Source organism: Anaeromassilibacillus sp. SJQ-1 (genome assembly GCF_046693725.1).
Taxonomy (GTDB): domain Bacteria; phylum Bacillota; class Clostridia; order Oscillospirales; family Acutalibacteraceae; genus Anaeromassilibacillus.
Window position 1 is genome coordinate 84,446 of the sequence record NZ_JBKEIV010000022.1, and the last position, 14,487, is coordinate 98,932.

The 14,487-nt window shown below is 47.1% G+C and carries 12 protein-coding genes and 1 pseudogene; 9 read left to right on the forward strand and 4 right to left on the reverse strand.

Annotated features, from left to right (window positions below; all coding sequences use genetic code 11):
- Positions 1-472: 472 nt before the first annotated feature.
- From ACGCCZ_RS06250 to ACGCCZ_RS06260, 3 genes are read right to left on the reverse strand one after another with little or no spacing between them, the layout of a single operon-like run.
- A complete protein-coding gene (locus tag ACGCCZ_RS06250) occupies positions 473-1,045 on the reverse strand; it encodes an HD domain-containing protein (protein WP_411655580.1) in 573 nt (190 codons plus the stop codon).
- Between the two features lie 18 nt (positions 1,046-1,063).
- The gene (locus ACGCCZ_RS06255) at positions 1,064-1,969 is read right to left on the reverse strand and encodes a CFI-box-CTERM domain-containing protein (protein ID WP_411655581.1); all 906 of its coding nucleotides are present in this window, start codon (positions 1,967-1,969) and stop codon (positions 1,064-1,066) included.
- 37 nt (positions 1,970-2,006) lie between these two features.
- Positions 2,007-2,378: a metal-dependent transcriptional regulator gene (locus ACGCCZ_RS06260; protein WP_054324737.1), complete on the reverse strand. Its 372-nt coding sequence runs from the start codon at positions 2,376-2,378 to the stop codon at positions 2,007-2,009.
- Between the two features lie 235 nt (positions 2,379-2,613).
- Between ACGCCZ_RS06260 and ACGCCZ_RS06265 the strand changes: the two are divergent.
- Positions 2,614-4,204, forward strand: a pseudogene (locus tag ACGCCZ_RS06265) (ABC-F family ATP-binding cassette domain-containing protein).
- Positions 4,205-4,536: 332 nt separating this feature from the next.
- Here ACGCCZ_RS06265 and ACGCCZ_RS06270 read toward each other — a convergent pair.
- Positions 4,537-5,364 (reverse strand): Cof-type HAD-IIB family hydrolase, encoded by an 828-nt coding sequence (locus ACGCCZ_RS06270; RefSeq protein WP_085533407.1) that lies wholly within the window; start codon positions 5,362-5,364, stop codon positions 4,537-4,539.
- Between the two features lie 559 nt (positions 5,365-5,923).
- On the opposite strand from ACGCCZ_RS06270, the gene sigK reads away from it, so the two are divergent.
- The 8 genes from sigK (at position 5,924) to ACGCCZ_RS06310 (ending at position 14,480) form a co-directional block, all read left to right on the forward strand.
- The gene (gene sigK, locus ACGCCZ_RS06275) at positions 5,924-6,619 is read left to right on the forward strand and encodes an RNA polymerase sporulation sigma factor SigK (RefSeq protein WP_054324747.1); all 696 of its coding nucleotides are present in this window, start codon (positions 5,924-5,926) and stop codon (positions 6,617-6,619) included.
- 351 nt (positions 6,620-6,970) lie between these two features.
- A complete protein-coding gene (locus ACGCCZ_RS06280; RefSeq protein ID WP_054324734.1) occupies positions 6,971-8,113 on the forward strand; it encodes a TerD family protein in 1,143 nt (380 codons plus the stop codon).
- Between the two features lie 38 nt (positions 8,114-8,151).
- Positions 8,152-8,994 (forward strand): AIM24 family protein, encoded by an 843-nt coding sequence (locus ACGCCZ_RS06285; RefSeq protein WP_085533411.1) that lies wholly within the window; start codon positions 8,152-8,154, stop codon positions 8,992-8,994.
- 68 nt (positions 8,995-9,062) lie between these two features.
- Positions 9,063-11,393 (forward strand): YceG family protein, encoded by a 2,331-nt coding sequence (locus tag ACGCCZ_RS06290; RefSeq protein ID WP_411655582.1) that lies wholly within the window; start codon positions 9,063-9,065, stop codon positions 11,391-11,393.
- A gap of 45 nt (positions 11,394-11,438) precedes the next feature.
- Entirely contained in the window at positions 11,439-12,575 is a 1,137-nt protein-coding gene (locus tag ACGCCZ_RS06295; protein ID WP_054324730.1) for a toxic anion resistance protein, read from the forward strand.
- Between the two features lie 68 nt (positions 12,576-12,643).
- On the forward strand, positions 12,644-13,222 hold the full coding sequence (locus tag ACGCCZ_RS06300) for a TerD family protein (RefSeq protein WP_054324729.1): 579 nt from the start codon (positions 12,644-12,646) through the stop codon (positions 13,220-13,222).
- A gap of 45 nt (positions 13,223-13,267) precedes the next feature.
- The gene (locus ACGCCZ_RS06305; RefSeq protein ID WP_054324728.1) at positions 13,268-13,876 is read left to right on the forward strand and encodes a TerD family protein; all 609 of its coding nucleotides are present in this window, start codon (positions 13,268-13,270) and stop codon (positions 13,874-13,876) included.
- A gap of 31 nt (positions 13,877-13,907) precedes the next feature.
- A complete protein-coding gene (locus ACGCCZ_RS06310; protein WP_054324727.1) occupies positions 13,908-14,480 on the forward strand; it encodes a TerD family protein in 573 nt (190 codons plus the stop codon).
- Positions 14,481-14,487: the final 7 nt, after the last annotated feature.

The following is a 14,487-nucleotide window of genomic DNA, read 5'->3' on the forward strand; positions in this document are numbered from 1 at the left end:
AAATCTGCAATATGCATTGGGCAACTTCCCTTCGAAAAATGATCAAAAAACAAATAGGCTATCCCCCATGAGATAAGAGATATACAAGATTCATGTGCAATCTCACTTACTCTTTTTTATGTCATAGCAAGGTCCATTCCATCGTAGTTCATTCGTGGAAAAATTGTTCCTTTTTCGTGGATCAATCATTCTCCATGCTTATATTTTTTAGACCGTTGTTTTTTAATATCAAAATTTTTGAAAAACGATTCGCTTGTTTTGTCATTAAAATCTTCTTTCTTATATAGTCCTACATCTCTTCCTTGCACTTGGTTCGATGATTTTTCGTGTAACTCTTCTACTCCCCGCTATGTAGGTGGTTTCCTATTTTGTTTCGTTCGACCCTAAAAGCAGTAATTAAAAAGCGGCGCTATCCGAATGCTCAGATAGCGCCGTTTTTTATCTTTGTCATCACTCTTCCAAGTAGCCTTTTTCAATGCTCTCCTGAACCATCTTGTCCACAACCGTCCAAACTTCCGGAAGCGCCACACGGATGGAAGCCATCCGCTCGTAAACTTGTGCTGCTCTTCACACCGCCGAGTCCCCAGGTATGCCCCTGAGTCAAATAATTGTTTAAAAATGGCTGTAAACGGTCGATCGCCGCTGCATACTGCGCATCCGCCGTCTCCATCGCATCAAATTCTTCCCACAATGCGCGGAGTTCCGTTCCTTGATCTTCCGGTAACATTGCAAAAAGCCGGTCTGCAGCCTCGGCTTCCCGTTGCTGCTTGTCCTGATTTCCCTGTATGTCATATGCGAAGGTATCGCCCGCATAAATCTCGATCAAATCATGCACCAAAGCCATTCGAATTACACGTTCGCAATTAACCTTTTCCGGATCGGTATATTCCGCTAAAAGCATTGCCATCAAAGCAAAATGCCAAGAATGCTCTGCATCCGATTCACGCCGCGTTTTATCGATCAAAATGGTTCTGCGATAGACGCTTTTCATCTTGTCTACCTCGATTAGAAAGCGCAGCTGCTGTTCCAGTCGGGTGTTGTCCATCTGTTTTCCTCGCTTTCCCTACGCTGGAAGGAACTCCTGTTCCAACCTTGACACCATGTCCTCATATGTTCGGGCACAATTCTCTGGATTGCCAGCTTCAAGCTCCACCAGACACGGCTGCAAATAGTTTTGCCAAATTCCCTGATAGATGGATGCACGGTCCGCACGGTGGTCAATCTTTTGCACCAAAATCGGTGCAAAAAGATAGTACTCTTGAATTTTCCGTCTCCCTCCCGGCGTCTGTGTTAGCCAGTCGTCCCGGAAACGGCGGAAGGCTGTCAACTCATAACAATCATCGCTTTTTCCCTGAAACTCACACACCGCCGTAGTAATAAAACACAACCTTTGACGGAAACCTCTGCTGATCTCTTCATAGCGTGCTTTTCCCAGCGGCTTTTTGGGGTACTGTTTATTCCACTTTTCAAGAAAATGGTCTGCCAATGCCTCCGCTGCCTCATGCTCTTGCTTTAGGATTGCGGGGATCAGAAACGCGACAACCGTGTAGCGATAATCAAAAAAACGCGTGTCGCTCTCCTTCAGTTCCATCTGCTGAAACAGTTCCAAAAAGCGCTCCATCAAAAAAACGCTGTATTCTTCCGCCGCACGTTCTATTGAGCCAGCCTCCGCTGCAGCACAATAAGCCTGCAATACCGGCGCCCACCTCTCTGCATAGGACCGAAACGCCTCCGGATACCCATGATTATTCACCGCCTGGATATTTGCCCGATAAGCGACCAAGTCGTTTTTTAATTGCTCCTTCGCTGTGCGCAACAACGACGGATACGATTCTGAATCCCCCTGGGAGCACAACACCGCTTGAACATCAATAGGCTTGGCGCAATACATACAGACCACTTGTTGCGCATCATCTGGCAACTGAAGTTCTTTTCCGCAGTGAGGGCATTGAGCTGAAATAAATTGCATTTGCTAACACCTCTTTATGAACAAAACCACCCTTAGATTATTCGTGGCTTTTTACATATTCTTTAATTTTTTCAAAGCTCTCCTGGCTGATGATGTGTTCAATCCGGCAGGCATCCTGTGCCGCGGTTTCCGGATTGACGTCCAGGGCCTTGCGAAAAAACTCTGTCAGGACAGTGTGGCGCTCATAGACGGCGCTGGCTTTCGCAAAACCGCTCTCCGTCAGGACAATGTTCCCATTCTTTTCCATGACAATCAGCCCCGCCTTGCGAAGAATACTCATGGCACGGCTGACGCTCGCTTTGGTAAAGGAGAGCTCATTGGCAACATCCACAGAGCGCACATAACCATTTCGATTTTTTAATATCAGAATCGTCTCCAAATAATTTTCTCCGGATTCTTGAATCTTCATAGAACTCCTCCTGTGCTAATGTGGATTTGTATTCTTTTAATTATAGCAGTTTTCCTTAAAAATGACAAGGAAATCTGGATTCCTTTATGGTTTTCACCATATGTATCAAATCCGCTTTTATGATAAAATAGAAAGCGTCTGTTTCAGTAAAAACATTGATTCCTTTTCAATCAGTATAAATAGTGATAATAAATACCGTTAGTTATAAAGTAATTCAAATAAGGAGCGAAGCCAAATGATTACCGTTTCTGATCTGGGCCTAAGTTTCAGCGGCCAGAACCTCTTTCCCACGTCAACCTATTGTTCACGGCCGGCAACTGCTATGGCGTGATAGGGGCAAATGGCGCGGGAAAGTCTACTTTTTTAAAAATCCTCTCCGGCGAGCTGGAACCCACAAAGGGAGAGGTCGTCATCGATCCAAAGCTGCGCATGTCCGTTCTGAAACAGGATCACCACGCCTATGACGCATACACGGTCTTTGAGACGATCCTCATGGGGAACCCCCGCCTGTATGAGGTCCTTAAGCAAAAAGATGCGCTGTACGCGAAAGAAGATTTTCCGACGCAGATGGCGATCTTGCTGCGGAATTAGAGGCAGAATTTGCCGAACTCAACGGTTGGGAAGCGGAAACAGAGGCTGGGAAACTGCTGCAAGGGCTGGGCTTGGACAACATGCTGCTATACTCGCAGATGGACACGCTTCCCGGCAATGAGAAAGTAAAAGTGCTTCTTGCGCAATCGCTGTTTGGCCAGCCGGACATCATCCTTTTGGACGAACCGACGAACGACCTGGATGTGCGGTCGATCTCTTGGCTGGAAGACTTCCTCGCCGATTATGAGGGAACTGTAATTGTCGTATCGCATGACCGCCATTTTCTGAACAACGTCTGTACCCATATTGTAGACATTGATTACAATAAGATCAAGCTCTATGTGGGAAATTACGATTTCTGGTATGAGTCGAGCCAATTGATGCAACGCGTTATGCGCGACCAAAATAAGAAGGCAGAAGAAAAGATCAAGGAATTACAAGCTTTTATTCAACGTTTCTCTGCCAACAAAAGCAAATCGAAACAGGCGACATCCCGTAAAAAACTTCTGGAAAAAATCACGGTGGAAGAGATGCCTGCTTCTAGCCGCCGGTATCCGTTTGTCGGTTTTACAATGGATCGGGAACCTGGAAAAGAAATTTTAGAAGTTGAAAATCTTTCAAAAACGGTTGACGGCGTAAAAGTCCTCAATAACATCAGCTTCCGTGTCAACAAAGGGGATAAAATTGCTTTCCTTGCCAAAAATGATCTGGTTACCACTGCGCTATTCAAGATTCTGATGGAAGAGTTAGAGCCCGATGAAGGGCGTTTCAAATGGGGAGTTTCTACCACCCAATCCTACTTTCCGCAGGACAATTCCGCCTATTTCAACGGGTGCGATATGAGCATCATCAAATGGTTGGAACAATATGCACAGGATACCACCGAAACCTATCTGCGCAGCTTTCTCGGCAAGATGCTTTTCTCCGGCGATGATGTACAAAAGCCGGTAAACGTTCTCTCCGGTGGGGAAAAAGTTCGCTGCATGCTGTCCCGTATGATGATGTTCGGTTCCAATGTCCTGGTCGTCGATCAGCCCACCAATCACTTGGATCTGGAATCCATTACGGCCGTAAACAATGGTTTGATCGCATTCAAAGGCATTGTGCTTTTTGCTTCGCACGACCATCAATTTATCCAGACGGTTGCCAACCGAATCATTGAGATCACAGAGGATGGAATCATTGACCGTCTCGGCACATACGATGAATACTTGGAATCTATGAATCGTATGTAAAAGCGGACAAGTTTCTCAAGGTACGATTGTTTCCGTATATGCCTAATTAAAAAGTGCCTACATTCCTTAAGCAAAAGGAATGTAGGCACTTTTTGTATGTCTTCTTTGGCAAAATGAGATCACAACTCTACCGGAGAGAATCAAACGATTCCGCTTGCAAGAAAGTCCGAGCATTCATAGCAGGCTTCTGTTCGTACGTGTAACACCCATTTACAGGTCCTATGAACAATCGATGCAAGTGGAAGATTCGCGCCTTTTAAGAATCTTAACCTGCGTGATGGCCTCACGGGCTTCCACAAGCCTCGATTGGACTGGGGGCTACGGCTTTGACGTTACAGTTGGACGAATCGTTCGATCGCACGGGCCACCCCATCCTCCGCATTGGAGGCGGTGCAATACTTCGCAGCCGCCTTCGCTTCCGCTGTACCGTTATCCATAGCAACCGAGTAATCTGCATATTGCAGCATTTCCACATCGTTTCCACTGTCCCCTATTGCCATCACTTCACCTGGAACAATCCCCAGACTTTCACATAGATGGCACAGGGCATCCCCCTTACTTGCACCCGCACAATTCAGTTCAATATTGCTCCCTGCCGAGGATACCACAGAGATCTCGGGTATCTCCTCAAACTGCCTCCATAACTTTTTACGAAGCTCGGGTTCTACATGGGCCAGATTTAGTTTTTCTACCCCTTCCGGATGTCCCTGTAATAACGCTTGAAAGCTTTCCAGCTCAATCTGTGTCTTTCGGATATTTTCAATAAAGGCCGCTGTAAAGGGCAGATCGTTCACTCTCTTTAAAGAACGTTTTTCCGCATAGATCTTTCCTCCACAATAAATCTGTGTCAGAAGGCCATAAGGTTCTAAAATTTTCAGTATCCGCTGCACCACTTCTGCCGGCATTGGGTTGGTGTAGATCACCCGATTTTCTACACGATCCCACACGGAAGCCCCATTGGAATTGATGACATAACGAATTCCTTCCATCTCCAAGAAAACCCTTGGCAACATAGCCGCCACCCGTCCTGTCGCCGGCACAACCAACACGCCCCGTTTCACAGCTTTCTGCATGGCAAGTTGAACGGCTGGCGTGACAGTGAGGTGGTCGTCCAACAAAACTGTTCCGTCCATATCCAGCGCAATCAGTCGGATTCCCATACGCTGATCCTCCTTAAAGATGAAGTTTATAAATCCAAAAAAGCGTCATGCTCCGCATATTGTGGTATCTCTGTTACAGCGGAAATAGCATTGCAACCATTTGATTTTCTGCCTTATCCTGTCGGGTATGAAAAGAGCCTATTCTGTAGGCTTTATTCATTCACTTATTTCTCTGCTTCCCTTTCCAGCTTTGCTATGGAGGAGGCCTAGTGAGCCGGAATACCAAACAAGGATTCTATTGGGTAACAATGGTCTGTTCTCCAAACCAGCTGTACCCTCTCAGCACCAATATATAGTATAAAGAAAATTTATCCTGGATTAATTGCAGGGGATAAATATTCTGAAAATGTACCCACCAGACTTTGTTCCTATGCCTATACAAAAACTGTGCAGTCTTACAAGATGGTTCTTCTTCCCTGTCCAAAGCGTTGAGATAGTAGCCTTTTCTCCTTTGCATATACAGGGGGACTTGCAACAAACAAGCACCTTTCCCATAAGATAGTTAGGAGACACGGACGGTATGCGACCGTCCGAATTTAATTTGGATTGGGGCGATTCTATGCTGACAGCTCTGCTTTCCTGCGCACTTTCCGGCCTAATTTTTTTCATCCTACATGTCACCGGCGCTGGCTCTTTCCCAAGGCCGTTAACTGCGGAGGAAGAGCGTAATTGCTTGGAACGCCTCAAAAACGGAGATTCCAGCGCGCGTAATGAATTGATCGAACATAACCTACGTCTGGTCGCCCATATCGTAAAGAAATACTACTCGAATACAAATGACCAGGACGACTTAATATCCATCGGTACGATTGGACTTATCAAAGCAGTCAACACCTTTGACCACTCCAAAGGGATTCGTCTTTCTAGTTATGCAGCGCGTTGCATTGAAAATGAGGTACTCATGTATTTTCGCGCTGCCAAAAAAAGCGCGCAGGACGTATCCATGAATGAACCAATTGACACCGACAAAGACGGCAATGCATTGACTCTTATGGATGTAATGGCCACAGAGGACAACATTGTCGAGAATCTGGACTGGAAGGTCAAATCCGAACAACTCAAACGTTACATTGCTCAGGTCCTTACCCCTCGGGAACGTGTTATCATTGAACTTCGTTACGGCCTCAATAACGATCACCCCCTCACGCAGAGAGAAGTCGCTGCACGTCTAAAGATTTCCCGCTCCTATGTATCGCGTATTGAAAAAAAAGCCTTGCAACTTTTAAAGAGACAGTTCGATAAGCCCTATCGTTAAAGTTTCTATTTTCGTCAGACACATCCGTTGTACCCAAAAATAACATCTATACTTATAAATCCCTGACCTTTTCCAAATGTTGGAGACGGGCCAGGGATTTTTTAGATTGAATCCTCTGAAACCCATTCTAGGTCGTAAACAGCAGAACATTTATTTACAAATCATACAGTTTTCCATTATTTTACAAATTTCTTAAATGTGAATTTTAACAACAAATTTGTTGAATTCCTACCCTCGACATAGTATAATAGAAATCGTATATTTTTTGCAAATTCATTGTTGAATTTGTTGGATTTTTGTAAGAATTTTTGCGGTCAATCACCATTGACCGTGGCAAAGGGGCTCGTCAAAATGGATCTTCAAAAGGGACAAAAGTTAAAGCTTTCGGAGCTCTCCCCATCCGGTAAGGTAACGGTCCACGTAGCAGTACAGATGCGTGACGGGGAAGCAGACACCACCTGTTTCGGGGTCGATGCAGAAGGGAAATTGTCGGATGACCGTTATTTTATTTTTTACAACCAGTTGCGCTCTCCAGAGGGTGCAATTGTTATGGAAAGCGGAAACGATGGGACAACTTTTTCCATGGACTTGGACAACCTTCCAGACACCATACAGAAACTAGTTATCACGGTTGCCGCGGACGGTTGTTTGATGCGCGATATTGCCAGCGGAATCATCTCATTGACAGGGGGCGCTCTCTCCGCCGACTATACTTTTTCCGGAGACCAGTTCAACCAAGAACGAGCATTAATTCTTTGCGAGCTTTACAAAAAAGATCATATCTGGCGCTATTCCGTTGTCTCCAGTGGCTTTAACGGTGGTTTAGATGCTCTTCTTGCCTATTTTGGCGGGGAAGTTGCTCAGCCACAAAATCCTGCGCCCGTCCCTGTTCCACCGCCGGTGGTTCCTAAAGTCAATCTGAGCAAAATCAGCCTTAAAAAGAGCGGAGATTCTCATAAAATTGATCTTCATAAAAACAGTGGAGAAATCCATGTCAATCTGAATTGGAATGCCGGGAAGCGCGGCCTATTTCGCGGTGGTGCAATTGATTTGGATTTGGCCTGTATGTACCGGCTGAAAAATGGCAAAAAGGGCGTCATACAAGCCCTTGGAAACGCCTTTGGAAGTGCGACCTCTGAGCCGTTCATCCTATTGGATCAAGATGATCGTTCGGGCAACAGTGTCGGCGGAGAAAACATGTATTTTAAGCGGCCAGAACAGATCGAATTTGCAGTTGTATTCGCCTATATCTACGATGGCGTTCCCAATTGGCGTTCGACAGACGCCGCTGTGCTTTTGCAGCAACAGGGAGCCCCGGACATCGAAATTCGCATTGATAACCCAAACAGTCAGGAGCGTTTTTGCGTTTTGGCCAGTTTGTCCGGATCAAGTGGTCATTTGGAAGTCAAACGGGAGGATCGTTTCTTTTCTGGACATCGCCAGGTGGACGATTATTATCATTTTGGATTTCGATGGGTTGCCGGCCATAAGTAATTCAATTTATTTTTGGATTAGGAAGGTGAAATATTTGCATGTACAGTGCGGTAGGAACACGTGAAAATATAAAAATTATTGATTCAGCGGAATATGGCGGCGTCAAAATTGAGGTTATGGAGTACCAGCATTTGTTTGGTTCCACAGGAACTAGCGCCGCGATGGATCTCTATTTCATGGAGAAACAAAACATTCGAGCCCGACAAGTAGCTGTATACCTCTCCAATGATATGGTGACCGTAGAGCCAGGCGCTATGAGTTATTTCCGGGGGCCCTTGGAAATGGTTTCCGGTGTCACCGCCGGCAATGCGTTGGGACGCCTGTTCTCCGGTGCAGTCACCGGAGAAGCAGCCGCACAGCCGGAATACCGCGGCAGTGGTATGTTGGTCCTGGAGCCTTCTTTCAATCATTTTTTGATTCTTCAACTGGACAAAGAAGAAATCATTGTGGATAAAGGGATGTTTTACTGTGCACAGGGAAGCGTAACGGTTAAACCGGTTATGCAGCGGAGTATTTCCTCCGCCCTTGGAGGTGGGGAGGGCCTCTTCCAGATTTCCCTCTCCGGTACGGGTTTGGTAGTCTTGGAATGTCCTGTCCCGTCCTGTGAAATCGACATCATTGAGCTGCAAAACGACACGTTACGGGTCGATGGGAACTTTGCTGTTCTCCGTTCTGCTTCGCTGCAATTTACAGTGGAACGTTCTGCAAAATCGCTTATCGGTTCCGCCATCAGTGGAGAAGGTCTGGTAAACGTGTATCGAGGAACAGGAAGCGTCTGGCTGGCGCCTACCATCAAAATCTACAATACAATCAATGCTGCCCGTGCTTTGGGTAATACCAGTACCAAGGCAATGAATATGAACACCAGCAATAGCCGCTAATATCCAAAGGGCGACTTATGCTTCTCTTATAGAAAGCCTTATCAATTCAGCGATTGGAGCACAGAGCTATGACCGGCAATGCCTCTCTTTTAGAGGATTGTCTCCTGCCGTTGAGCCGCCGGACACCGTCCGTTACCCGGTTCTATCGTGTGATCGGTTATGACCGGCAGGAAACCATTCTCACCGAATTAAAACAAATATACGCATTGACCAATCGTGGGGGGATTGATTTACAAAACGGCCTATCGAACCCCACAGAACCAGAAATTCAGCGTTTTTTCCGCGAGGTAGGGGAATCATTCACATTGACCCGCGCGCTTGTTTCCCGGCATCTGACCGTATGGCTGGGACAACTCCGTCCCACGCAGCGGACGATTCTCGACAACGCCATTGCGGAAATCTTAGATATATTAAAAGGCCAGGGTGCAAATGACAATATTCGGCGAAATGCCTATATAAAATATATGTGTTGGCTTCGCGGCCCTCTTGGTGGCATTCTCAAAGGAATCGGACAGGATGTCCCACCAAAGGTACTCTATGAGGGGGCCATCAGCCGGTATGAACTGTTGTTTTTACAACTTTTGTACCGAGCGGGCTGCGACGTAGTGTATGTCGATTTTTGTTCGGAGGACAGTTACACCAAAGCAGCAAGGGGCGGAACCTATGGCCATCCCATCTATGGCGAGGTCCGTACCCCTCCCCCAACGCCTCTCTCGCAAGCGGACAGCGTTCCTAAACCTGGAGTTCCTATCCCGTCCTCCCCACCCGTTTCCGAAAGGCGTTCTGCCCCTTCCGCCCAACAGGCGTCTCCTTTGCCTCCGCCCCCTTGGCAGGGCATGGAAGAAGTCGTTCTGCTGAACGACTGGACCGGCGATGTCTCCCTATGGGACGCTTGTTTGCTTTCCTGTGCACAGCGAAGGCCCGGTAAACTGTGTGCGGTCTTTTCGGTTTGCTTTGGTGCAGAAGAACGTACAGAATACCGCAATCATCTCTATCACCTGAAACGGGCTTTGGAGGGGTCTTCCAAAAATTGGATTTTGATACAGGACAAGTTTCCTGCCCCAACCAATACAGAAACGGCTCTTTTCCGAACATTGGACAAAACATCCCCCCGTCCGCAATTGATACGCGCTCTGGCGGAAAAGTTGATTCTCACCTGCGGAAAAGTGCCCGCTCTTCTGGCACAACGGGCATTTTCACTTGTGATGGAACAGTGTCCAGAACAAGATGCAGTACGGTTTTTAAACCATGGAGTACGGTTAGCCTGTTGGTTAAAGCGATACATGGAGCTTCTATTTGCGCAGTACCGTTCCGACCAACAGCCCGCATTGCTCTACTATGGACCAGCCACAGAAGCAGAAATCTCTCTTTTGTGGGCGCTGGCCCATACCGGTGTGGATATTCTCTATTTTTGTCCTGCTCTTTCCGGGCAAAATGCGTTTGAAAAGCACTTTGTGCCCCATGATTGGAAGACAATTGTATGGAAAAACGACCTGCCAATGGAGCCTTTTCCACAACGGGAAGAACGGATGCGTGCAAGCACGACTGCTTATAATGCATCTAGGGAACTGGATCAACTCCTGTACAGCGATACGGGGATGTTCCGCGACCGTCAGTTTGCCCGTTCCCAACCGGTAACTCTCAAAACCACCTATGATGAGGTTGGGCAGCTTTGGCGGGAAGAGGCGCAATACCGTCCCTCCTTCCGCACAGAAGACGGGGTTGTTTATGTGCCTAATCTCTTTTCCAAAGTCAGCGGTGTAGACAAAGGGGATTTAAAGCTCTATTGGGATCGGATCCGGGAAATGGTGACCGAAGATACTTATGTCGTCACATCCGTCCCGTTTCTTCAGGTAAACGGTCCTTCTCTGAGCGCTCCACAGGCCCAATCGTTCTTGCACGATGGGCGCTTGGACCCCAAAGCTTTAAAAAGTTCCCGGTTCTATCGTTATGACTATCTGCCGGACGATACACAAGATTATATTCTGGAGAAGATACAAGCGCTTATCGACTATGATCTCATCGTCAACGGCGGCCCTGATTTGGCGGCCTCCATGCTGTCGGTCCTTATGAACCTGGACAAAGAGTTGTTACGGCTTTTACAAAACTTCGATTTTACCAAAAGTATCCCGAAATTTCTGGTGGTGGATGTAACCGAGAACATGTTTACTTTGGAGGAATGCATTCTTTTGGCGTTTCTCAACCTGGTCGGATTTGACATCGCCATTTTTACCCCTACGGGATATCGAAATTTAGAAAAATATTTGCGTCCAGATAGCTTTGACACGCTGGTTGTCGGTGAGTTCGTGTTTGACCTCTCCATTCCCGATCTACGTATCAAACGGACCAACAGCTCGAGTGGGTGGTTTGGCCGTCTGTTTGGAGGCACGTATCATTGAATGGTTGATTCTGCCAGACTTGTTTTGTAGTAAGGAGGAATTCAAATGGCCCTACAGTATACCCCCAGGAACGAGGATACCCAGCAAGCGCCGGTACCGGCTCCTGTGGTAGAAGAGCCCAAGCCCTACGATGTTGCCCTACAGAGGAAGGAGATGAACCAAACTCTGGTGGGGTCCAAGGAGGTTGACGATCTTGTCAGTCAGATTGTCGTCAACGATCCTCAGACGATTGTTTCCTTCGGCGGCGAAGTCGCAAACGAGATTGCCAAATGTTCTGATACCATCCTCAATAGTATCAATATGAGCCAAATCAACGATTCCGGTGAGATGCTCAATGCTTTGGGCAACATCATGGACAAATTCGATATTGAGGAAATTGCCGCAGATGAAAAGAAGGGCTTCTTTTCAAAATTATTTGGAAATATGCAGAAACAATTGGAGCAAATTTTGGCTAAATACCACACCATGGGTGAAGAGGTGGATAAAATCTATATCCAGCTCAAGAAATACGAAGTAGAGATCGGGGAATCCAACAAAAAGCTGCAAACGATCTTTGACGCCAATGTGGGATTCTATCAGGATTTGGTCAAATATATTCTTGCGGGCGAGCAGGGACTCCAAGAGATGGATGCTTATTTGACACAAATGCAGGCAGATCTCGGCGCTCGTCCCGACGACGCCATGTTGCAGTTGGACTACAATGCCATGCAACAAGCGCGTACCATCCTTGAACAGCGCGTCCAAGATCTCCGTATTGCAGAAAATGTGGCGATGCAGTCCATTCCCATGATTCAATCCATGCAGTTCAGTAATCTGAATCTGATCCGCAAGATCAACTCTGCTTTCATCATCACCCTGCCCGTCTTTAAACAGGCTCTGACGCAGGCGGTGCTTCTCAAGCGTCAAAAAATTCAGGCGCAGGCCATGCAAGCATTGGATGACCGAACCAACGAAATGTTGCTAAAGAACGCTCGGAACACTGCCGATCAGGCAAAATTGACGGCCCAGTTGGCCTCTTCCAGTTCCATCAAGGTGGAAACTCTGGAAAAGACCTGGCAGACCATCGTAAGCGGTATTGAGGAAACGCGCCGTATACAAGAGGACGCCAGCGCCAAGCGTACCGCAGATGCAGCCAAGTTGGATGCTCTGAAGCAGGACTTCCAGGCGAGAGTTCATATGTAATCGTTTCCATCCAGTGGAATGGAAATCCATTGAGGATGTATGATATTTCATAAAAGGAGTGTTGTTGTATGCCTATCAATCTTTCTAAAGGACAAAAAGTAGATCTGACCAAAGGAAATGCAGGTCTCGACTCGATTCTGGTCGGCCTCGGCTGGGACACGAACAAGTACGACGGCGGTCATGAATTTGATCTGGATGTTTCCGTTTTTATGACCGGAGATAACGGAAAGGTAGAAAACGAAACCAATTTTGTTTTCTACAACAATCCACAGGATGGAGCGGGCAGTGTCATCTACTCCGGTGATAACCGCACCGGCGAAGGTGAGGGTGACGATGAGTCCGTCAAAGTGACGTTAAGCAAGGTGCCCGCCAATGTGCAGAAGATCTCGTTTACCGTTACCATTCATGAGGCGGATGCAAGAGGGCAGAATTTCGGCCAGGTATCCAATGCATACATCCGCATCGTCGATACCGCAAAGAACGAAGAATTGTTGCGCTACGATTTAGGCGAGGATTATTCCATTGAAACGGCTATCGTAGTTGCAGAACTCTATCGTCACAATGGCGAGTGGAAATTTGCTGCTGTAGGGTCTGGATTCCAGGGAGGCCTTGCTGCATTGTGCCGCAATTTTGGGCTGAATGTGTAACCCATTTTCTTTCAAATATATTTTAAGAAAGCAGGTGTAAATCCTATGGCGATTTCCCTTCAAAAAGGACAAAAAATTGATCTCCATAAAAAGGACGGTTCTCAGCTCACCAACCTCATGGTCGGTCTGGGCTGGAAAGAAGTTCAGCAGAAGGGCGGCCTTCTGGGTTTGTTTAAACAGAAAGAGGACGTGGACATCGATGCTTCCGTCATCATGCTGAACGCGAATGGAAAAATTCCATCCAAAGAAGAGATTATCTTCTTCAATCATAAAGACCATCCGACTGGTTGTGTCCATCACTGCGGCGATAACCTGGTCGGTGGAACGATGGGCGGTATGGAAGATTCGGAGCAAATATTGGTGGATTTGACCCGTGTTCCGCAGATTGTGGATCGTATTGTCTTTGTTGTAAATATTTATAATTGCGTTCAGCGGAAGCAGCACTTTGGGATGGTCGAAAACGCCTATATCCGCATTGTGGACAAAGGTTCCAATGAAACCATCGCATACTACAACCTGACCGAGGACTACTCGGGAAAAACTTCTATGGTCGTCGGTGAAATTTACCGGCGCGGCGATAGTTGGAAGTTCAATGCCATCGGCCAGCCCGGCTATGATCCCGGAATTGCCGACTTGGTAAACCGCTACTGCTGATAAAATCATTTTAGGAAAGGAAGGAATACGTATGCCCATTAATCTGACCAAAGGTCAAAAAATCAATCTGAGTAAGGAAGCGCCAAATCTAAAAGTAGCCCTTGTTGGCCTGGGATGGGACATTAAGCAATACGACAGCGGCGCAGACTACGATCTGGACGCTTCGATCTTCCTATTGGATGGAACAGGAAAATGCGCCCATGATTCGGATTTTATCTTCTACAACAACCTGTCTGCCGGCGGCGTGACCCATTCCGGAGACAACCGCACCGGCGAGGGCGAGGGTGATGATGAAGCCATTACCATCGAATTTGACCAGGTTCCCAGCTATGTTGAAAAGATTGTCGTGACAGTGACCATCTACGATGCACAGGCTCGCGGTCAAAACTTTGGACAGGTGGCAAATGCGTTTGTCCGCCTGGTGGACAAACAGACCGGCGTGGAACTCCTTCGTTACGACCTTGGGGAGGACTATTCCACGGAGACAGCCATCGTATTTGCCGAGATTTACCGCCACAACGGCGAATGGAAGTTCTCTGCCGTGGGTTCTGGCTTTAACGGCGGCCTGGAGGCCCTGTGCCGTCAGTATGGCCTCAGCGTCTAAATAGAAA